Here is a 20502-nt window from a genome sequence, read left to right on the forward strand (position 1 = left end):
CAGACCGTTTTTGGCCTGAATTGCAGGAAATCTGGTGCTTATTTTGCTGATAAAGAGGGCAACTGCCCTGGAAATAATAGAGATTCAGTGACTAATTTGCTAGCAAGTTACTTATTTTTGCTATCAGTTAAGGATTCAGGCCATGCCATGAGACAAGCCTGCTGGCTGTCTGATCCTGCGCTGGCTGAGTTTATGCAGCAAGCCTGTCAGCAATACGCCAGCAATAGTCAGCCCCAGTACCAGGCCAGTCCAGAAACCGCGTGCTTCCATCGCATGCTCGGGATGCCAGGGCAGCCATGCCGGTGCCAGGCCCAGCAGGCAGCCTATGGGTAGTGCAAAACCATAGAAGGCCATCAGATGTATCAGCATGGGTGTGCGCGTGACTTTATAACCGCGTATGGCACAAGATGCCGTGACCTGGGCTGCATCCGATAGCTGGAATATCGCCGCATACAACAGCAGCTCGGATGCCATCGCCTGCACCGCCAGGTCTGAAGTGTAAGCAGCCGCCACCTGATCACGGAACAGCATGATGCCCAGTGCCGAGACAACCGCAAAACTCATCGACAATGCATAACCTATCCAGGAAACAAAACGTGCCCGCTCAGGGTCACCTTCGCCCAGGGTTTGCCCGACGCGGGTGGTCAGGGCTATACCCAGACTCATGGGCACCATGAAAACCAGTGATGAAAAGTTAAGCGCGATCTGGTTGGCCGCTACCGGCACCACGCCAAAGCGGGCAATCAGCAAACCAACTGCGCCAAAGGCCGAGACTTCAGCAAAATACGTGACGCCTATCGGCAAGCCCAGGCGTAGAGTTGAACGGATTTCTGCCCAGTTTGGCCCTTCATAATGACCGAAGGGGAAAGTCTCGCGATATGCGGCAGCACGGCGTATCCAGAATATCATGGCACCCAGCATCAGCCATAGACCAGCACCTGTTGCCAGTGCGCAGCCGGTCGATCCCAGTTTTGGAAAACCCAGATGACCGTAAATGAATAACCAGTTGACCACGATATTGAAGAGCAAACCACCCAGCGCGATCATCATGACAGGCTTGGTCTGGTTCAGGCTGGTAGTGTAGCCATACAGGGCGCGGTACATGGCAAACGCAGGCATGCCCAGGCTGATGACGTGGACAAATTCTGAAGCCTTGGCATTGATGGCGGGGTCGAGTTGCAGGTAGTTGAATACCAGGGTAGAGATGTTCAACAACAGGCAACCTATCAGGCCCACGCCCAGACCCAGCCACAGGGACTGGCGCACCATATGCGGTACACGCTCATGATTTTCTGCGCCAACTTCATGGGCAATCATGGTATTCACCGCCATCATGATGCCCATCACACTGACCAGGATAATGACCCAGACATTTGCCCCCAGCGATACTGCTGCCAGATCATCGGCACTCAGGTGGCCGGTCATGGCAACGTCGGCCACGCTCATGCCTACTGTGGCCAGTTGTCCTATCAAGACAGGCCAGGCGATGGTCCAGAGGGCGGCGGCTTCGGTGCGGATGCGGGTTTTCATGCGGAACAGGCAAAGAGGGATTGGACCAGCATCTTACCGTAGAAAACAATTCTCTTGCAGTTGACGAAATTTGGCTAGAACTCAATGCATGAAATGAGTGCTAGTGCCTGAGCCACAATTCATTGAACGAAACAAAGCCAAATGGCGTCATTCTCACACCCGCCACATGCGGTGCGATACTGACCAGCTGGTTTTCATGTGAGACAGGAATCATCCAGCCTTCCTGCACCAGGCGCTTTCCTATGCGGGCATAGGCCAGCATGCGGCGCTTGCTATCGGCCATGCTTTTGATTTTCATTAAATCGGCGTCCATGGTTTTTAATGCTGCAGCAGGCATCCAGCGACGAAACAGACTGTCAGCCGCAAACCATTCATAGCAACCAAAGTCCTGGTCATCATGCATGACTTCGCGTGCCACTACCAGATCAGCATCTTTCATCCACTCACGTGCCAGTAGTTGATCAAAGGGCAGGCTGGTCCACTGGACGATGAAGCCTCCGGCCTCCAGCCTTGCTTTGATTTTTTGCGCCAGCTCCAGTATTTCATTGGTCTGGCCGCTGACCATGCGCAATTTACTGCCAGCTTTAAAACTGCTGCATTTGGTTTTTTTTGCCTGTCTGTGCTTCCAGATGATCAGCAAGCCTGAAGCATGTTTCCTGCTGCGCTCTTCGGTATCAAACAGGGTCTCAGGTGCCAGCCAGTCTGCCAGTGCCAGTCTTTGTTCTATTGTCTTGAACATGCTGCGTGCGGGGTTGCAGACTATGTAAGTGCAGCCTGATTCTGCACCGGCAATCGTTTGTTTTTTTGTGCAATCCTGATTGGCATGACCAAACTGCAAATCAAAACCCGAGGGGCCGGATGGCGGCGGCAACATCCATAAATCGATTTCATCGAGCAAGGGGCGTTCGCGGTAATAATCCTTGAAAGCCTGCAAGGTCAATTGATAGGTATTGTTGCGCACGATGCGAAACGCACCACTGCCTACCGGGAAACGGGCAAAGTCGGCAGCACGATGGCGTGGCACGATGGATGAGTTGGCTGTGGCCAGGCAATGCGGCCACAAATGATCCGGGTGTTCAAGATAAAAGCTGATGCGCTGGCTGGGGCCGGTATCTATATGCTGCAAGTGACGGTACAGGCGCTGGTAAATCGCCGACTCGTCACGCAGGCGCAAAAAGCTTGCTTTCACATCTTCCACTCCCAGTTCGCTGCCATCATGAAAACTCAGACCAGGGCGCAGCCAGAAATGCCAGACCGTGCAGTTTTTCTCGCTTTCCCAATGATGGGCAATACCAGGGCGCAAGGCTTTTTGCTGATGATCAAACCTCGTCAGGCGCGAAAAAATCTGACGTACCAGATGAGCTTCCAGGCGACCATGGACCTTCAATGGGTCCAGGCTTTCTACCCGGCGAAATAGCGGGATGCGCAAGCTGCGGCTGGCATGGTCAGACATGCCCAGATAATCAGGCAGGCGCGTCGCCAGTTGCTGGCGCTGGCTGTCATCCAGGCTGGCAAAGGCCTGCTCCAGGTCGCCACTCGCCAGCAGATGCGACAGGTGATCAAGCGCCAGGCTGTCCGGGGTTTGCAAAAAATCCAGTTGCGAATGATTGCCACGCCCACGTCCCGCTTGCCAGTTCAACCAGCCACGTTGCTGCATTTTCGCCAATAGATTGCGCATATTACGTTCGCTGCAATGCATGGCCAGCGCCAGCGCGGGCAGACCTGGTTGCTGTTCCTGATGCTGCAGGAAAGCATGCAGCTTGCGGTATTGATCAAGCAGTTTCATGGTTAAAAGTCTATGCGTAATCCAGATCGATAAAAGAGGAAAAAACTTTTCAAATTATATCCATTTTTCGTTTCTGCTTTTTTCACCATACTAGAACTCATTTCATAAATAGGATGAGTGCGAACAAGACGATTTGGGATGCAGTGCAAGGCGTGACCCGCTGCTAAGGCTCTTGCCTTAGCGAGGGGCGCAACGCTGCAATGCGCCCAAATCGTCAGTTCCCGAAGGGTTTGCCTCATAACGCGCGCTGGACTGCGTTGGACTCGTTGTCAATAGGCAAAGCTATTGACTGCCTCGTCCGCCTTGCCAGCCCACGTTATGAGGCAAACGCACCTCACCCTATTTATGAAATGAGTTCTACTCGTCACCTGCAGTTCTCCGGTATTTGCTTTGTAAAAAAAGGAAGATGATGCCTCGCTTTCCCGCCCCCGTCGTACGGCTTTTATGCAGTTCTTTTGTGTTTGTCATGGGGCGTGCAGTGGCATTGCCATTCATGGCCTTGTACCTGACCGAGCATCTGGGTTTGAACCAGCAAGTCATAGGCTGGATCCTGGGTGGCAGTATTTTCTTTTCCACCTTGTTCAGCCTGTATGCCGGTTATCTGGCAGACCGGCTCAGCAAGAATTTACTGATGAAAATGGCTGGCGTGGTAGTTGCCATGTGTACGGTATCGCTGACAGTCGCCCCCAATGCCTGGACTGTCTTGCTGGCTTTGATGTGTATAGAATCGGCACTCACCTTGCGCGGCATCTCCCTGAAAGCCACGCTGGCTGATTTGCTGCCGCCTGAGCAAAGAGCAAAAGCATTTTCATTCAATTACATGCTCATTAACGTGGCGTTTTCCCTGGGGCCCTTGCTGGGAGCCTGGCTGTTCGCCATCAAAGTCTCTGGCCCCTTGTGGCTGGCTGCGGGATTTTCCTTGCTGGCATCGCAAGTGCTGGGCAAGCCAGGCAGCCCGCTCGTTGCCACGACAGAAGCCAAATCCAGCCCTGCTGGTTTCAGGGCAACATTGCAGGTGTTGAGAAATGACCGCCGCCTGATTATGTTTACTGTGGGCAGTGTGCTGACCTCGTTTGTTTTTGGCCGTTTTGTCTCTGGTTATTTATCCCAGTATTTGCTGGTCAGCCGTGGTACGCATGCGGCGGCACAATTGTTGCCGTTTATCCTGATGACCAATGCAGTGGCGGTCGTCATCCTGCAATATCCTGTTGGCAAGCTCATGCAGCAAAAATACCTGTTTCGCTGGGTTAGCCTGGGTGTCAGTTTATATATCGTGGGTTTGCTGGGTTTCATGCATGCTGGCAGCACCATGAGCTGGGTGGTGGCAACCCTGGCTTTTACCGTAGGTGAAGTCATCGTCATTCCCTGTGAATACATGTTCATCGATATGATCGCTCCGGCTGACAAGCGCGGCAGTTATTATGGCGCGCAAAGCCTGGCCATGTTTGGTGCTGCGCTCAACCCCGTCATCTGCGGTTTCCTGCTGGCGCATTTTCATAGCGACGTCATGTTCTGGGCCCTGATAGCGGCAGCCATGCTGGGTGTGCTTATGTACTTTGCCGGTACTCGCAGCAGGCCTGCGGAAGATCGCAAGGTCCAGCCAGAGGCTGAGGCAAGGCCTGCGAGTGCACAGAAAGCCAGTCAGGTCTTGCTGGCCAGTCGCAAACTGGCGGCTAACCGGATCAGGAATTTATTCCCCTTGTCCTGATTTTTACGAGCACAGAGAACGCAAAAGCCTGCATTAGCAGGCTTTTGTCTTTGCTGAGGCCGCTTATCAAAGTATTTTCAATTTTCTTGACATTCTCCTATTTGCCATCTAAAGTGATATCACTTTGATTTCAAAGTGCCATCTATCAGGAGAAAGTATGAGTACTACCTCAGTGTCAGCGACTGGTAAAAAATTAATACAAGAACGTTCACTTACGTCGCTGGACGGTTATTTCATGATTGTTGTGGGTTTGCTGTTTGTTGCAGGCGGTGCCTATAGTTTTATTGGTCTGCTTGGAGAAGGCCAGCCAAGCCTGGCTGGCGTGCTGATGCGGCTGGCCATTGTGGTGCTGGGTATTTTCATCATCACCGGCCTGTATATGTTGCAGCCAAATGAGGCTGCTTTGTTGTCACTGTTTGGTCAATACAAGGGCACAGACCGCAGTGAAGGCTTGCGCTGGGTGAATCCCTTTTATTCTAAACGCAAGCTCAGCCTGCGTGCCCGTACTTTGAATACCGCGCCGCTGAAAGTGAATGACAAGCGCGGCAATCCCGTAGAAATTGGTGCCGCCATCATCTGGCGGGTGCAGGACACGGCGCTGGCGATTTACAATGTCGATGATTTTGAACGGTTTGTGAATATCCAGTCTGAAGCGGCGATACGCCATCTGGCAACCCAGTATGCCTATGACGATGGTGAAGATCTTGCAGAAGGCGAGACCACGCTGCGCGCAGGCATGGACGTGGTAGCCGGTGCCATGCGTGACGAATTGCACAAGCGCTTTACGGCGGCTGGCATAGATGTAGAAGATGCCAAGCTCACTCACCTGGCTTATGCAGCAGAAATTGCCCAGGTCATGTTGCGCCGCCAGCAGGCAGAAGCCATCATCAGCGCCCGCAAGAAAATCGTGCATGGTGCGGTCAGCATGGTAGAGGCTGCCTTGCAAGGTCTGTCAGAGCGCAAGATATGCGAGCTTGACGATGAAAGAAAAGCCGCCATGGTCAGCAATTTGCTGGTAGTGCTGTGTTCAGACAAGGAAACCCAGCCTGTGATTAATACAGGCACTTTGTATAATTGATTTTGTAGCGAGATAAAAAGATGGAACATCCAGTGTATGTGGAAAAGCAGTGGTTCAGGTTTTTGTGGATATTCATGCCACTGATGACCCTGTTTTCCATGGGGACGCAGATCATGGCAGGCGTGCCTCTGGCTGCGTGGGTCATGCTGAGTGTCCCCATTATCAATGCCCTGGTCTTGCTGGTTCTGGGTTGCCTGACCATACGCATGGATGCCAGTCACCTGACCTGGAGTTTTGGCTGGCTGGGTTGGCCTGTCTGGAAAGTTGCGCTGGCAGATATTCAATTTGCAGAGAGCACGAGCACTACTTTTCTTGAAGGCCTGGGAATTAAAAAAACCGCAGAAGGCATGTTGTATAACGCCACTGGCAAATTGGCTGTACGCCTGAAACTGCACAATGGCAAGATGATACGTCTGGGCACGCAAGATCCACAACGCCTGCTCAGTTATCTGACACCACGTTTGAATGCCAGATAATGGCCAGCCCAGGAAAAAAATCCTTCCCCCTGCGTATCGATCCCCTGTTGTGGAACGAGATCGAACGCATGGCCGCGCAAGAGCTGCGCAGTGCCAATGCGCAGGTTGAGTATCTGCTCAGGCAGGCATTGAAGCAGCAAGGACGGCATGTGCCCACTGCAAAGTCAGATGTAGATGCTAATGTTAATGACGACACTCAGCCAGACGGGCAAAGCTGAAGGACTTGTCGGTGGCAGCAGGCAAGTTGAAAGCCAGCTATACTTGCTACAAATATGAACTACCTCGCCCACATTTACCTGGCACAGCATAGCGATAAAGCCATGCTGGGTGCCTTGCTCGGTGACTTTGTCAAACTGAAAGACACGGCGCTTTATCACCCCGATATCCAGGCTGATATACAGATACACAGGCAAGTCGATAGCTTTACCGACAGCCATCCTATCGTGTTGCAGGCGAAGGCCTTATTCCAGGATCAGCATCGTCGCTATTCCGGTATTTTGCTGGATATTTTTTATGACCATGTGCTGAGCCAGCATTGGCCACAAGGCAGCCCGACACCGCGTGCGGAACTGATACAACGCTTCTACGCAGCCCTGCAAGAGCAAGCAAAAATAATCTTGCCTGATAACCTGCAGGCAGCCTTGCCACGCATGCTCAGCCAGGACTGGCTGGGGTCTTATCATGAATTTGATGGAGTCAGAATTGCGGTGGAGCGCACTTCCCAAAGACTGTCAAAGAATGGTGATCTATTGCGTGCTGGTCTGGATGATTTGCAAAACAACTACGATGAATTAAGCAAAGGCTTTCAGGAATTTTTTCCAGAGCTTATTCAGTATGTGGCCGGGCAGCGTGTGCAATTGCAATCACCAAGCTAGACAAGATCGCTTCAGAAATTCAGGGGCTGCACCAAGTCAAGATTTGGCTTGTCGACAAAGGCCGCAAAATCATCGCGCATGCGTGAACTTTCGCTGATCGCCAGCTTCCAGTTCAGGATGCGGAAATCATGGTTGGTGCCGTAATAGAAAAAGTCCTTGCGGTCCGGCAGTTTGCTACGTGTCAGCCTCTTCAGGAAAGAAGGTGATGGCGACACCATGATCACATTATCCAGCCACTGACGATTGGCACCCATGCCCGCCCTGCGCCAGGGCAGGGGTTTATCCAGCCAGCCCGGCACGATGTGATCGGTAAAATGCGGGTATAGCACCAGGTCGCCATCCTTGCTGCCAGCCACGCGTGAATAAGGCAGGGCCAGGTGATAATCGATGATGCCGCCATCCCAGTAAGTGCCTGCCGGTGCATGCGGTATATGCGCGACTGGTTCCATGATCAGCGGCAAAGTGCCGGAGGCCAGCAGTGACCAGCCCAGGTTATCTGTCTTCAGCGGGCAGAAATGGGTATCAAAACCATCGAACCTGGCTTTCAGCCAGAACAGCGGATCACGTGTATCGCCAACGATGACGCGGTCCATATGCTTCGCCAGACGTGAGCGCGAAGCCAGGTTGGCAAAGGTCGCTGCCACAAAACCGGCCTTGGCCCTGTTCACAGAGTTTGGTGCGCTCAGCAAACCGCGACCACGTACCGCCAGCAAATGCAGCCTGTGCAAAGGCTGGTTGACGATCTCTGATTCATACCCGCCTATGAAGCCATGCAAAAGATTTTGTATCTCGCGCGTGACATACAGGGCAGAAGGTTTTTCCGGGTAACGCTGTTCACAATACAAATCACCGAGGCGCTGGAAAGCTGCCACCGGGTCAGCATGACTGGCTGCAGCCATGCGCCAGGCACCGATTGAGGCACCGATCAGCGTGCGTTCACGCGGTGCAGTTGGCAGCCATTCGCCAAATATCCATTGATCCAGTGCCTGCAATATCAAACCCTTGGGGCCGCCAGCCGCTGCCGGAATAATGGCAATGTCCTGCGCGCGCAAGCCATGCTCACGCAGATGTGCGTAAGCTTTGCGACCAGCATGGATTTGTATGGCTAAACTCATTTTGTCGTATGGAGTTGCATCATCGCTTCAGGGAATTTACCTTCAACCAGCAAGGGTAGCACAGCCAGGCTATTGGCGATGGCATCATCTATCGGCCCCTGTTCTTCCTTGCGTGGCCGGTGCAAGACAAAGTCCGCCACGCCCTGTGTCAAATTCAGGCTGCGCGGGTGGCCTATGCCTATGCGCAAACGCCAGTAATCCTGTGTTCCAAGGGCGGCTGTAATATCTTTCAGGCCATTATGCCCGCCAGATGAACCACCCAGTTTGAGCTTGGCAATGCCAGGCATGATATCCAGTTCATCATGCACCACCAGCACCTGGTCAGGTGTGATCTTGTAGAAGCGGCAAATCGCACCTACCGATTGCCCGGAGCGGTTCATGAAGGTTTGTGGTTCCAGCAACCAGACTTCCTGATTGGCGATACGGGTCTTACCCACAAGGGCATTGAAATTCTTGTCCCTTTGCAGGCTGGCTGGCAATTGGTCTACCAGCCAGAAACCGGCATTGTGGCGTGTTTGTTCATATTCAGGGCCGGGGTTACCCAGGCCGACGATCAGGCGTATGGTCATTGCTAAGCTGGTATCTTGTTGTTATTGCAGGACTGTTGTCCTGCGTAATGGGGGCTATTATAACTAAGCTGAATGCGCTAAGGCGAAAGCGGGGTATTCGACAATCTTAATAAGGTCATTCCACCTGGCTGGCGCTCCGGCGTGCGTGGTATATCGTGAAGCGTATTAACTTCAGATTCTTATTGTTTTACGTATCTGTTTTTCAAATACGTTTATACGTCATTTAGGATTGCCGGTCGGGGGTAGCCCGACAGCTACATCCCTTTTTGCTTCGCCAAAAAGGGATGCCAAAAAGGCGACCCAGGCGTAGCCGCCCCTGCGGGGTTCCCGTTTATGCAGTACAAAAAATGGGAAATGCCCGAAACTCGCTGCGCTCAGACACGGGCATTTCTAATCCATTTTCTGTACGGCACAAACGGCGTCTACACATGGGAACTGCAGAAAACCAAAACCAAAACCAAAACCAAAACCAAAACCAAAACCAAAACCAAAACCAAAACCAAAACCAAAACCAAAACCAAAACCAAAACCAAAAGCAAAACCAAAACCAAAACCAAAAGCAAAACCAAAACCAAAAGCAAAAGCAAAACCAAAACCAAAACCAAAAGCAAAAGCAAAAGCAAAAGCAAAAGCAAAAGCAAAAGCAAAAGCAAAAGCAAAAGCAAAAGCAAAAGCAAAAGCGACGTCACTACGCCTGCACTCATACTTCTTAAAGCTGGGGCGATTTACTTTTCTGAATGATACTTTTATTTCAAAAAAACTCCCGTGCCAGCATGCTCAAAAAACATGCAGTTTATGACGCACGGGAAAAGAGGTTCAGGTCAACTGTTTTGCAGGTTTCCCGGAAACAGATCTGGGAATTCACAGGCTTTACTCAGGCATGCAGGGAAAGGGCTAGTCGCTGGCGGGTGGCCTTTCTGGCTTGCAGGGTGACAGCAATGAAGGCGATGGTGCAGGACCATAGTAGCGAAAACACCAGCGTCCACCAGACGATGGGGGCATGTTCTACATAGCTTGCCAGATAGCGTTCTATCGTGATGGCGGCAACGGGCAGGGCGATGGTGGCTGACAGCAAGGTCAGCAAGCCTATTTCTTTCATCACCAGCCTGGCGATATGGCGCTTGCCTGCACCGTAGAGCTTGCGCAGGGCGATTTCTTTTTCGCGTCTTTGTACCGTATAGGCAGACAGGGCATAGGTGCCGAATGCCGCGATGGCCAGGGCGATGAGGCTTGAGATGACGAGTAATCTTGCCAGGCGCTGGTCTTCTTCATAATGGGTATCAAGGATTTGCCGCGCACTGTGCATCTCCAGTAACTTGTCAGGGAAGTACACAGGCCACAGGCTTTGCAAGGTGCTGGCTGTCGCGGCAACAGAAGTGCGGCTGCGTATGCTGAGTACGGTTCCTGCCACCCAGAGTTCATAGGCAATGGCACGTGGTGCTTCGCGCATCGAATGGAAGCGCAGTTCAGGGGCAATGCCGATGATGCGCTTGGTCGCTTGCTTGCCATCGAATTGCTTGTACACCAGAATTTTTCCGACAGCGGCTTCCGGTGTGGCAAAACCCAGCTGGCGTACTGCAATGCTATTCAATATGATGGGTTCAGCATCACCTTCCTTGTCCAGCCTGGGATCAAACAAGCGTCCGGCGACAGCTTTGATCTGGTAAGTAGCAAAGAAATTGGCACTGACGGATTTCATGTCGGGCGCAATTGCGGTGCCGTCTGGTAGCTTGACATCCATCAGCCAGGGGTTGATATAACGGCCTATGGCATCTGTTGATGCAGCCATGCTGGCGACATCCGGTTTTTGTGACAAGGCTGCGATAAGGCCCTGGGCATTCTTGCTTTCACTGACAGGTTCTGGCAAGTCCACGATCAGGATAGGTGCAGGATCAAAACCCGGTGAGGCCTTGATGGCAAAGTCTGCCTGCCAGGCGATTGCCAGCGTCACGCTGGCCAGGCCCATGGCAGTGGCAATCTGCAAGACGGTCATCAGCCTGCGCAATTGTCTGCCCTGCGTGGATTCACTGTCAGGTCGTCCTGCCAATACCTGGGTAGGGCGGGTACGTATGGCAATCCAGGCCGGGTAGATGGCAGTCAGCAGACCCAGCAGCAGGCCGATGATAATGGCGGCAGCGAGATTGCCGCCAGAGACTATGCTGTCTAGCTTGCGGTTCATCAGTTCTGCAAACAGTGGCAATGCCAGGTAAGCCAGCAGCAAGCCCAGCCCGGTTGCCAGCATGGATACCAGCAAGGACTCCGCCAGAAATTGCAAAATGATTTGAGGGATGCTTGCTCCCAGTACCTTGCGCATGCCTATTTCACGCTGCCTGCGCAGCGTACGCACTGTCGCCAGATTGACATAGTTGATGGCTGCCAGCGCCAGGATAAGGATGGCGATGGCCGCTAGCCCCTTGATCACCACAGGGTCGCCCCGGTCGCCCGGTACAGTGATAGGGTTTTTTGCGATTTCCTGATCAAAATAAGCATCCCGCAAAGGCACGAGACTCAGGTCCATGGCCTTGCGTGTACCCAGCCTGGCTTTGGCATCTGGCAGCATATTGTTTTGCACACTGCTGGCTTGGTCAACGATATCTTGCAGCTTGTCGGTTATCGCCTTGAGCGAACTGCCAGGTTTTATACGTATGAAGAGTTTGGCATTTGATCCATACTCACCTGTCATCGCTTCAGCACGTGCATCGTCAGGTATCAATGAAGAATTCATCCCGATGATGACAGCAAAGGGTATCGTCGTATTGTCTGGTGGGTTGCGCACGACAGCAGCCACGCGCAGGCTTTTGCCACCTATTTGCAGGGATTGACCCAGGGCAGGGGTTGTGTCAAATATTTTTCGTGCAGCATCTTCCGTGATAGCGAGATTTTCCGGGCGCTCCAGTGCTGTTTTCAAATCTCCCTGAACAGCTTGCATGCCCAGCATGTCTGCGAAGCCAGGCAAGACGGGAAGAATTTTTAATCTGTTGAGACGCTCACCCACGCGAACAGTGACTTCAGGCCGCAAAAAATAGCCGCTGATATCGATCACGCCAGGGATTTTTTTGCCAGGTGCACGCAGCAAGACCGGGGCCTGGTCAAACCGCGCTTCTGCCGGGTCAACATTGTATTTATGCTTGATGACATATAGTTCATCGACATGCGGTATCTGGCTATCGTATTCAAAAGCAAAGCGCACAAAGCCGAGCATTAAAAGGCATATCGCCATGCCCAAGCTGAGTATGCATATGCTGATGCCAGAATAGCCAGGTTCCTGTGCCAGCACGCGCCAGCCTATGCGAAAGTCTTTTATTTTCATTTCAGGTTCTGCCTCATGCTGCCTGCAAGGCATCGACGACGATGCGGCCATCAAGCAAATGCAGGGTGCGTGAAGCCTGCGCCGCATGTGATGGCGAGTGGGTGACCATGACCACAGTCGTCCCTTCTGCATTGATGGTGCGCAGCAAGCGCATGACTTCATCACCATGCGCACTATCGAGATTGCCGGTAGGTTCATCGGCCAGCAAGACCGCCGGATTGGCAATCAGGGCGCGCGCAATCGCCACGCGTTGCTGCTGGCCTCCCGATAATTGTGAAGGCCGGTGCTTAGCCCTGTGGCTGATGCCCAGTTTCTCCAGCATGGCAGCAACGCGCTCGCGTCTTTCCCTGGCTGGCGTGGCAGTATATTCCAGTGCCAGTTCCACATTTTCTGCGACGGATAATTCTTCTATCAGATTAAAGCTCTGAAAAATGAAACCTATACGGCCACGACGCAATTGATTGAGTTTATTTTCACTCCACGTCGTGATGTCCTGACCTTCAAATTCATAGCTCCCCTGCGTAGGCACATCCAGCAGACCCAGCAAGCCCAGCAAGGTCGATTTACCACAGCCAGAAGGCCCGGTGATGGCGACATACTCGCCTGCATCAATATCCAGGTCTATCTGGTCCAGTGCCGTGGTTTGTACTTCTCCGGCGAAATGGATTTTGCTGACGGCTTTGAGTTTGATCATGGTAAATCTCCGTTTTTTACTTATTGATTTGCAAGCGTTTTACATTAAGATAATTGGCATAGCTCGATACGATCACTTTGTCTCCTTTTGCCAGGCCTGACAAGACTTCTATCTGGCGATTATTGCGTCTGCCGATTTTTATTTCACGCCTTAGGGCTTGTGTCCCATCGGGTTTGAGCACAAATACCCAGTTGCCGCCGGTGTCAGTGATAAAGCTGGCATTAGGGAGTAACATGGCTGGGCCTGGTTCACCCAAAGTAATATTGGCTTCCAGGCTTTGCCCCGGGCTGATTGCATCATCCTGCTGTTGTACAAACTCCAGCTCCACCTTGAAACGGCCATCCTTGATTTGCGGGAAGACATTGCGCACCACGACAGCCAGGGTTCTATCCCCCAGATGTACTATGCCATTTCGCCCGCTGCTAATGCGGCTCAAATAATATTCATCTATTTGTGCCACCAGTTTTACCAGCCTTGGGTCATCGATGCGGCCTATGCGTTTTCCTGTCGTCATGGTTTCGCCAACTTGCAAATGAAAGTCGGTCAGCCTGCCTGCCACCGGAGCGCGCACGGCCAGTGCAGCAACCGTGGCATTCACCAGTTGCAAACCTGACTGCAATCCCCTGATGCCATTTTCCATTTGCAGTTGCGCATCACGTTTCACTTTCAACTCTGCATCACGGCTGGTTTTTTCTTCAGCGACGGCAAATTGTGCACGCTCGAGTTTGTCTGCCGATTCTTCCAGTGCCACTAAAGAAATAAAATTTTTCTCTGCCAGTTTTTCATTTCTGGCATGTTGCTTTTTTGTTTGAGCCAGTTCAAATTCCAGTGCTGACAAACGACGCTGGTGATCCGTATTACCCAACTGAAAATTCACGCGCAAATTTGCCAGGTTGGAAATCTGTTGCGTATGTTCTGCCTGCCGCGCCAGCAATTCCAGGTTGCGCTGTGGATTCGACAGACGAAACAATAATTGCCCCTGCCCGACCATGCTGCCATCCTGGGCAAATACTTCTTCCACACGGCCAGATTCAACAGTATCAAGCACGACAGAATTGAGTGGCTCTGCGGTGGCACGCAGCATCAGGTCATCCAGATAAAGCCCTTGTTCAACGCTGGCAATACGCAGCTCTGTTGCCTGTACCATCAAGCCTTGCGGCATCATATACCAGGCCAGACCAGCTAAACTACCAAGCAACATCAGTGCAAAGCAAGCCCGCAGCCAGCGCTGCTTACGCTTTCCGGGTATCACTTTGTCCATCGCCTCGCCGGTAATGGCGGGGCGTGCATTTGGCTGGTTCATCTCTGGATTTGTCTGCTGTCTCAGTATGCCTATTGCAAAGCCTGTGCCAGGCATGTCGTGCCGGTAAAACCAGTATCCAGGGCGTTTTTTTTGCAAAACTGTCCTGAACTGTCCGAAAGTGAACAAGTCAGCGACAAGTTCGCTTGTTCATATACGGACACAGCCAGCCAATAAAAAAGCACCGCTCCCATGACAGGAACGGTGCTTCAATGAATATCAAAAACTTATTTGGACTTTTTCAACAGCGGTAGCAAATATTTACCTGTCACACTCTCAGGATTAGCCGCCACTTCTTCCGGCGTACCTGTCGCGATAATCTTGCCACCACCAGCACCACCTTCAGGGCCGAGATCAATCAGCCAGTCAGCCGTTTTGATGACATCCAGATTATGCTCGATGATGACGACAGTATTGCCCTGGTCACGCAGCCTGTGTATGACCTTCAGCAACAGGGCGATATCATGGAAGTGCAAGCCAGTGGTTGGTTCATCCAGGATGTACAGCGTGCGGCCAGTATCGCGTTTGGACAATTCCAGCGACAGCTTGACGCGTTGCGCCTCACCGCCCGACAGGGTAGTGGCACTTTGCCCCAGCCGTATATACCCCAGGCCCACATCCAGCAGGGTTTGCAGTTTGCGCGCAATGATAGGCACAACCTTGAAGAATTCATGCGCATCTTCTACCGTCATGCCCAGCACTTCATTGATGTTTTTGCCCTTGTAATGCACTTCCAGGGTTTCGCGGTTATAACGCTTGCCGTGGCAGACATCGCAAGGTACATACACGTCGGGCAAGAAATGCATCTCGACCTTGATGACGCCATCGCCCTGGCAGGCTTCACAGCGACCACCCTTGACGTTGAAAGAGAAACGGCCTGCGCTATAGCCACGTTCTTTTGCAGTTGGCACAGTCGCGAACAAGTCACGTATAGGTGTGAACAAGCCAGTGTATGTAGCTGGGTTGGAACGTGGTGTACGGCCTATAGGTGCCTGGTCGACAGAAATGACTTTGTCAAAATGCTCAAGGCCAGTGACATTGTCAAATGTTGCCGGTTCAGTTTGTGAACCATACAGGTGACGCGCCGCGACGTGATAGAGCGTGTCATTCACCAGCGTCGATTTACCTGAACCAGAAACACCGGTCACGCAAGTCAGCAAGCCGACCGGCAACTTCATCGAGACTTTTTTCAGGTTATTGCCACGCGCACCGGCAATCAGCAATTGCTTGGCCGGGTCTGCTTTCGTACGCTTCTTTGGTACGGCAATTTCCAGCGCACCACTGAGGTATTGCGCAGTCAGCGAACGCTTGTTGCCCATGATATCTGCCAGCGTACCCTGGGCAATAATTTCACCACCATGTACACCTGCACCTATACCCATGTCGACCACAAAGTCGGCGCAGCGTATGGCATCTTCATCATGCTCAACCACCAGCACGCTATTGCCGATATCGCGCAAATGCTTGAGCGTATCGATAAGCCTGTCATTGTCGCGCTGATGCAGGCCGATAGATGGCTCATCCAGCACATACATGACACCAGTCAGGCCAGAACCAATTTGTGATGCCAGACGTATGCGCTGCGCTTCACCACCAGAGAGGGTATCGGCACTGCGTTCCAGCGACAGATAATCGAGACCTACGTTATTGAGGAAAGTCAGGCGTGCCGTGATTTCTTTGATGATGCGGTCAGCGATATCGCGCTTGGAGCCAGTCAGCTTCAGGTGCTCAAAGAAATGCAGGGTCTCGCGCAAAGGCATGGCGCTGATATCGTAAATCGCCTTCTCTTGCTTGCCTGTCCCCACCTTGACATACCGCGCTTCTATGCGCAGGCGTGCGCCATCGCAAGATGGACATTGTTTTTCATTGATGAACTTGGCCAGCTCTTCCTTGACGGCCATGGAATCAGTTTCGCGATAACGACGTTGCAGGTTCGTGACCACGCCTTCAAAGCTATGCTCCTTGATGACAGTGCGGCCTTTTTCATTGATATAGGTAAACGGTATTTGCTGCTTGCCTGAACCATACAATATGATTTGCTGTGCCGATTCTGGCAACTGCTCGTACGGCATATCGATATCAAATTCATAGTAAGCCGCCAGGTTGGACAGCATCTGGAAGTAGAATTGATTACGCCTGTCCCAGCCCTTGACCGCACCACTGGCCAGCGACAAATTAGGGAAGGCAACGATACGTTTAGGATCAAAAAATTCTATATGCCCCAGGCCATCACATTCAGGGCAGGCCCCCATGGGATTATTGAAAGAGAACAGGCGCGGTTCCAGCTCCTGCAATGAATAACCGCAGATAGGGCAGGCAAATTTGTTTGAGAATAATTGCTCATGATTGCTATCCATATCCACAATCAGGGCGCGGCCATTTGCCAGGCGCAAACAAGTCTCAAATGATTCCGCCAGGCGCTGCTTGATATCCGCCTTGACCTTGACGCGGTCTATGACCACATCTATCGTATGCTTCTCGGTCTTCTTCAGCTTGGGCAGATTATCGACTTCATAAATCTTCGCCTCATGCGTGCCGCTCTGTACGCGAAAACGTATAAAGCCCTGTGCCTGCATCTGCTCAAACAAATCCATGTGCTCACCCTTGCGGTTGGCAACCACAGGCGCGAGTATCATCAGCTTGGTATCTTCAGGCATGGCCAGCACGGCATCCACCATTTGTGATACCGATTGCGCAGCCAGCGGGTTCTCAGGATGATCAGGGCAATACGGCGTACCCACGCGTGCATACAGCAGGCGCAGGTAATCATGGATCTCGGTGACTGTGCCAACAGTAGAACGTGGATTATGCGAAGTGGCTTTTTGCTCGATGGAGATGGCCGGTGACAAACCCTCGATCAGGTCTACATCCGGTTTTTCCATCAACTGCAAAAACTGGCGCGCATAGGCAGACAGTGATTCTACATAGCGTCGCTGGCCTTCTGCATACAGGGTATCAAAAGCCAGTGAAGACTTGCCAGAACCAGACAGGCCGGTGATCACCACCAGCTTATTGCGTGGCAAGTCTATGCTTATATTTTTCAGGTTGTGGGTGCGGGCGCCGCGTACGCGTATCAATTCACGTTTTTGTGCCAATTGAACATCACTGGCATCAAAGTCGATTTCTGCCGGTTTGGGCGCTTTTGCTGCTTTTGTGCGTGTCGTCATAGTCTCTGTGCTGAATTTGGGCCGAATTGGGGGAAGTAGGCGTGCAACCTGATACTATAACGGGTTTTGAAAATTACCGCGGGCTCGTCTTTGCTTTGCGCAAACTAAACATATCAGACGAGTTTTTTGAATATGACTATTGCAACATCTTCCGATGCATCCCCACTGAGTGAGCAAGAGCCTGCAGGCATGAGCCGTGAGGAGATCAGCTCCAGCGCCTCTCTCGCTTCCATCTTTGCCCTGCGCATGCTGGGTCTGTTCCTCATCCTGCCGGTATTTGCAATTCATGCCAAAACCCTGCCTGATGGCGACAATGCCAGCCTGGTTGGCCTCGCCATGGGCATGTATGGCCTGAGCCAGGCGTTCGGGCAAATCCCGTTTGGCATAGCTTCTGACAAATTTGGCCGCAAGCGCATCATCGTCATCGGCCTGTTGTTATTCGCTATCGGTGCTTTTGTTGCCGCATCTGCAACCACAGTAGTTGGTGTCATCATCGGTCGTGGCATACAGGGCGCAGGCGCGATCTCCGCCGCCATCACTGCCCTGATTGCCGATACCACCAGAGAAGAACACCGCACCAAGGCCATGGCCATGGTAGGTGGCTCCATAGGCCTGACCTTTGCGTTTTCACTGGTGGCGGCTCCTCTGCTGTACCAAAGCATAGGCATGAGTGGCATCTTTGCCATGACCGGTGTCTTGTCATTGGTCGGTATCGCCGTTGTCTTGTTCATCACACCAGAAGCACCCGCCATACGCCATGCGCCAGTTCCCCTGTCTGTGGTCTTGAAAAATACCGAACTCATGCGCCTCAATTACGGCGTGTTTGCCCTGCACCTCACGCAAATGGCCATGTTCGTCGTCGTGCCTGCGGCACTGGTGCAATATGCCGACCTGCCTGTGGCTGCGCACTGGAAAGTCTATCTGCCAGTCATGTTCGCCTCTTTCATTGCCATGCTGCCAGCAATTTTCATCGGTGAGAAATTTGGCAAAATGAAACAGGTCTTTGTTGCCGCAATCGCACTCTTGCTGGTGGTTGAACTTGGTTTGTGGCAATACTTGCAATCTCCAGCCATGCTGGTAGGCTTGCTGTTTGCATTTTTTATTGCCTTCAATATCCTTGAGGCATGCCAGCCATCCCTGGTATCGCGTATCGCCCCGCCAGCCGCCAAAGGTGCGGCCCTGGGCGTGTACAACACCTTGCAGGCCCTGGGCCTGTTCTGCGGCGGTTTGTTGGGGGGATGGCTCAAGCAAAGTTTCACCCCATCATCAGTTTTTGTTGTTAGTTCTGTGCTTACAGCAGCGTGGCTTATAATCGCTATCAATATGCCCAACATACCCAAGCGCAGCAAAACTGTCGCCGCGGTCAAGGCATAATTAATTTGTATCAGGAAAAATTAGGAGAATTACATGGCATCAGTGAACAAGGTCATTATCGTCGGCAACCTTGGGAGAGACCCGGAAACCCGTTACATGCCATCAGGCGATGCAATGACCAGCATCACCGTGGCAACCACCGATAGCTGGAAAGACAAATCCAGCGGTGAAAAGAAAGAACAGACAGAATGGCACCGCATTACCTTCTTCGGCAAACTGGCAGAAATCGCCGGTCAATACCTGAAGAAAGGTTCGCAAGTCTACGTTGAAGGCAGCCTGCGCACCCGCAAGTACACCGACAAAGACGGCGTAGAAAAATACGCAACCGACATCAAGGCAGACAGCATGCAAATGCTGGGCAGCCGCCAGGGTATGGGCGGCGGCGCACCTATGGATGACAGCGGCTACGGCGGTGGCGGCGGTGGAGGTGCTCCAGCCCCACGCCAGCAGGCAGCCCCACAGCAACAACGCCAGGCCCCAGCCTCACGCCCGGCACCGAATTTCTCGGATATGGATGATGATATTCCGTTTTAACCTCGAGATTTTTTAAAATGTAAACAAGAACCCATTTTCTCTACGAGGAATGGGTTTTTTGTTTATATACGATTCGAAATAATTTCTAATGATGCCATTTATTGGCTTTTTTGGATGTAAATAATGTGGGGCGCTAATACACTTGAAGTTCGCAAACTTATCTTTCCTTCTGGAGAGAGATTCCCAGTTTAGTTGATCGGATTAGTGACATAGCTACGTGCCAGAATATGGACTTCAATATATCCGCTATCAATACTTGCACGTCAAAAAGAGGCATTAATAGAGATTTGTATAGGTTGCTCGGACTTGCGGGGCATGAAATTAAATACTTACGTGAAACTATAGGATTGAATTGGTCTTTGAATCCTTGGAAGAGTAATTCTATTCGTGTTAGGGAAATTAATTGGTTGAAAATACTCAAGAGAGAACCTCGATCTACTCAGACATATCTCGAGCGAATGCCAGATATCTTGCTGAGTCAGTTGGTGGATTTAGGCGATTTGGTGAAAAAGTTGGTTTGGCGGAAGCTCAAGTTAGTCAATTACTAGGCAAAAATCCTAGACGTAATATTGGTGTGAAGATCGCGAGAAGGATTGAGGAAGCTTTTGAGAAGCCACTTGGCTGGATTGATCAGCGTCATGAAGAAGCAGGATTAGCAGAGCTTTCAGAAGCTGCGATGAACGAATTACTGTCAACCGAGCTTGGAATACTTAGAGATCAAGTGGCTAAAGTTTCTGCTTGTTTGCGGGCTACGGCAACAGCAAATGAAGTTGACAAAAAAAATCTAATCCATTTGGCCCTCTCTATTTTAGAAGAATAGTAAAAGGAATATCTGAACTCTAAAGATAATGAGCCAGTCTATGCGAAGCAACAAACAACCAGTGCGATCGAAATATGTATTGCAACTTTCAGGCTTGCTTAAAATTGAAGTTAATAAAAGTCGTAAACAGCGGCCTAGATTAAAGCGACTTCATATGAAAGAAGTG

Annotated in this window: 17 protein-coding genes; 9 read left to right on the forward strand and 8 right to left on the reverse strand. The window is 51.7% G+C overall.

What is annotated here, in order from left to right:
- Positions 1-135: 135 nt before the first annotated feature.
- A complete protein-coding gene (locus tag DFR42_RS18250; protein WP_110256458.1) occupies positions 136-1530 on the reverse strand; it encodes an MATE family efflux transporter in 1395 nt (464 codons plus the stop codon).
- 100 nt (positions 1531-1630) lie between these two features.
- Entirely contained in the window at positions 1631-3316 is a 1686-nt protein-coding gene (locus tag DFR42_RS18255) for an SgrR family transcriptional regulator (RefSeq protein WP_110256459.1), read from the reverse strand.
- Positions 3317-3725: 409 nt separating this feature from the next.
- On the opposite strand from DFR42_RS18255, the gene DFR42_RS18260 reads away from it, so the two are divergent.
- The 5 genes from DFR42_RS18260 (at position 3726) to DFR42_RS18280 (ending at position 7453) form a co-directional block, all read left to right on the forward strand.
- Positions 3726-5024 carry an MFS transporter gene (locus DFR42_RS18260; RefSeq protein WP_170133571.1) on the forward strand — a complete coding sequence of 433 codons (1299 nt, stop codon included), beginning with the start codon at positions 3726-3728 and terminating at the stop codon, positions 5022-5024.
- Positions 5025-5181: 157 nt separating this feature from the next.
- Entirely contained in the window at positions 5182-6102 is a 921-nt protein-coding gene (locus DFR42_RS18265) for an SPFH domain-containing protein (protein ID WP_110256461.1), read from the forward strand.
- Positions 6103-6122: 20 nt separating this feature from the next.
- On the forward strand, positions 6123-6578 hold the full coding sequence (locus DFR42_RS18270; protein WP_110256462.1) for a hypothetical protein: 456 nt from the start codon (positions 6123-6125) through the stop codon (positions 6576-6578).
- A complete protein-coding gene (locus DFR42_RS18275; protein WP_110256463.1) occupies positions 6578-6796 on the forward strand; it encodes a type II toxin-antitoxin system antitoxin in 219 nt (72 codons plus the stop codon). The genes DFR42_RS18270 and DFR42_RS18275 overlap by 1 nt, the downstream gene beginning before the upstream one ends.
- Before the next feature lie 54 nt (positions 6797-6850).
- On the forward strand, positions 6851-7453 hold the full coding sequence (locus tag DFR42_RS18280) for an acyl carrier protein phosphodiesterase (RefSeq protein WP_110256464.1): 603 nt from the start codon (positions 6851-6853) through the stop codon (positions 7451-7453).
- 11 nt (positions 7454-7464) lie between these two features.
- On the opposite strand, the gene DFR42_RS18285 is transcribed toward DFR42_RS18280, so the two are convergent.
- Positions 7465-8568: a patatin-like phospholipase family protein gene (locus DFR42_RS18285; protein ID WP_110256465.1), complete on the reverse strand. Its 1104-nt coding sequence runs from the start codon at positions 8566-8568 to the stop codon at positions 7465-7467.
- A complete protein-coding gene (gene pth, locus DFR42_RS18290) occupies positions 8565-9137 on the reverse strand; it encodes an aminoacyl-tRNA hydrolase (RefSeq protein ID WP_110256466.1) in 573 nt (190 codons plus the stop codon). The genes DFR42_RS18285 and pth overlap by 4 nt, the downstream gene beginning before the upstream one ends.
- 428 nt (positions 9138-9565) lie before the next feature.
- Between pth and DFR42_RS29545 the strand changes: the two genes are divergently transcribed.
- A complete protein-coding gene (locus DFR42_RS29545; protein ID WP_211324345.1) occupies positions 9566-9850 on the forward strand; it encodes a hypothetical protein in 285 nt (94 codons plus the stop codon).
- A 161-nt stretch (positions 9851-10011) separates the two neighbouring features.
- On the opposite strand, the gene DFR42_RS18300 is transcribed toward DFR42_RS29545, so the two are convergent.
- The 4 genes from DFR42_RS18300 to uvrA all read right to left on the reverse strand — a co-directional run bounded on the left by DFR42_RS18300 (position 10012) and on the right by uvrA (position 17608).
- The gene (locus DFR42_RS18300; RefSeq protein ID WP_110256582.1) at positions 10012-12447 is read right to left on the reverse strand and encodes an FtsX-like permease family protein; all 2436 of its coding nucleotides are present in this window, start codon (positions 12445-12447) and stop codon (positions 10012-10014) included.
- 13 nt (positions 12448-12460) lie between these two features.
- Positions 12461-13141, reverse strand: a complete 681-nt coding sequence (locus DFR42_RS18305; RefSeq protein WP_110256467.1) for an ABC transporter ATP-binding protein — start codon at positions 13139-13141, stop codon at positions 12461-12463.
- Between the two features lie 16 nt (positions 13142-13157).
- Positions 13158-14540, reverse strand: coding sequence for an efflux RND transporter periplasmic adaptor subunit (locus DFR42_RS18310; RefSeq protein ID WP_245937009.1), 1383 nt, complete (start codon positions 14538-14540; stop codon positions 13158-13160).
- A 128-nt stretch (positions 14541-14668) separates the two neighbouring features.
- Entirely contained in the window at positions 14669-17608 is a 2940-nt protein-coding gene (uvrA, locus tag DFR42_RS18315) for an excinuclease ABC subunit UvrA (protein ID WP_110256468.1), read from the reverse strand.
- 189 nt (positions 17609-17797) lie between these two features.
- On the opposite strand from uvrA, the gene DFR42_RS18320 reads away from it, so the two are divergent.
- From DFR42_RS18320 to DFR42_RS18330, 3 genes are all read left to right on the forward strand, one after another.
- Positions 17798-18982 carry an MFS transporter gene (locus DFR42_RS18320; protein WP_211324355.1) on the forward strand — a complete coding sequence of 395 codons (1185 nt, stop codon included), beginning with the start codon at positions 17798-17800 and terminating at the stop codon, positions 18980-18982.
- A 33-nt stretch (positions 18983-19015) separates the two neighbouring features.
- Positions 19016-19516: a single-stranded DNA-binding protein gene (gene ssb, locus DFR42_RS18325; RefSeq protein WP_110256470.1), complete on the forward strand. Its 501-nt coding sequence runs from the start codon at positions 19016-19018 to the stop codon at positions 19514-19516.
- Positions 19517-19919: 403 nt separating this feature from the next.
- Entirely contained in the window at positions 19920-20336 is a 417-nt protein-coding gene (locus DFR42_RS18330) for a hypothetical protein (RefSeq protein WP_110256471.1), read from the forward strand.
- The last annotated feature ends 166 nt before the right edge of the window (positions 20337-20502 follow it).

This window comes from Undibacterium pigrum, assembly GCF_003201815.1.
Taxonomy (GTDB): domain Bacteria; phylum Pseudomonadota; class Gammaproteobacteria; order Burkholderiales; family Burkholderiaceae_D; genus Undibacterium; species Undibacterium pigrum.

Coding starts and splice junctions, on each gene's coding strand:
- DFR42_RS18250 (WP_110256458.1), bottom strand. CDS start 1,530: ATGAAAACCCGCATCCGCACCGAAGCCGCCGCCCTCTGGACCATCGCC.
- DFR42_RS18255 (WP_110256459.1), bottom strand. CDS start 3,316: ATGAAACTGCTTGATCAATACCGCAAGCTGCATGCTTTCCTGCAGCAT.
- DFR42_RS18260 (WP_170133571.1), top strand. CDS start 3,726: ATGCCTCGCTTTCCCGCCCCCGTCGTACGGCTTTTATGCAGTTCTTTT.
- DFR42_RS18265 (WP_110256461.1), top strand. CDS start 5,182: ATGAGTACTACCTCAGTGTCAGCGACTGGTAAAAAATTAATACAAGAA.
- DFR42_RS18270 (WP_110256462.1), top strand. CDS start 6,123: ATGGAACATCCAGTGTATGTGGAAAAGCAGTGGTTCAGGTTTTTGTGG.
- DFR42_RS18275 (WP_110256463.1), top strand. CDS start 6,578: ATGGCCAGCCCAGGAAAAAAATCCTTCCCCCTGCGTATCGATCCCCTG.
- DFR42_RS18280 (WP_110256464.1), top strand. CDS start 6,851: ATGAACTACCTCGCCCACATTTACCTGGCACAGCATAGCGATAAAGCC.
- DFR42_RS18285 (WP_110256465.1), bottom strand. CDS start 8,568: ATGAGTTTAGCCATACAAATCCATGCTGGTCGCAAAGCTTACGCACAT.
- pth (WP_110256466.1), bottom strand. CDS start 9,137: ATGACCATACGCCTGATCGTCGGCCTGGGTAACCCCGGCCCTGAATAT.
- DFR42_RS29545 (WP_211324345.1), top strand. CDS start 9,566: ATGGGAACTGCAGAAAACCAAAACCAAAACCAAAACCAAAACCAAAAC.
- DFR42_RS18300 (WP_110256582.1), bottom strand. CDS start 12,447: ATGAAAATAAAAGACTTTCGCATAGGCTGGCGCGTGCTGGCACAGGAA.
- DFR42_RS18305 (WP_110256467.1), bottom strand. CDS start 13,141: ATGATCAAACTCAAAGCCGTCAGCAAAATCCATTTCGCCGGAGAAGTA.
- uvrA (WP_110256468.1), bottom strand. CDS start 17,608: ATGACGACACGCACAAAAGCAGCAAAAGCGCCCAAACCGGCAGAAATC.
- DFR42_RS18320 (WP_211324355.1), top strand. CDS start 17,798: ATGAGCCGTGAGGAGATCAGCTCCAGCGCCTCTCTCGCTTCCATCTTT.
- ssb (WP_110256470.1), top strand. CDS start 19,016: ATGGCATCAGTGAACAAGGTCATTATCGTCGGCAACCTTGGGAGAGAC.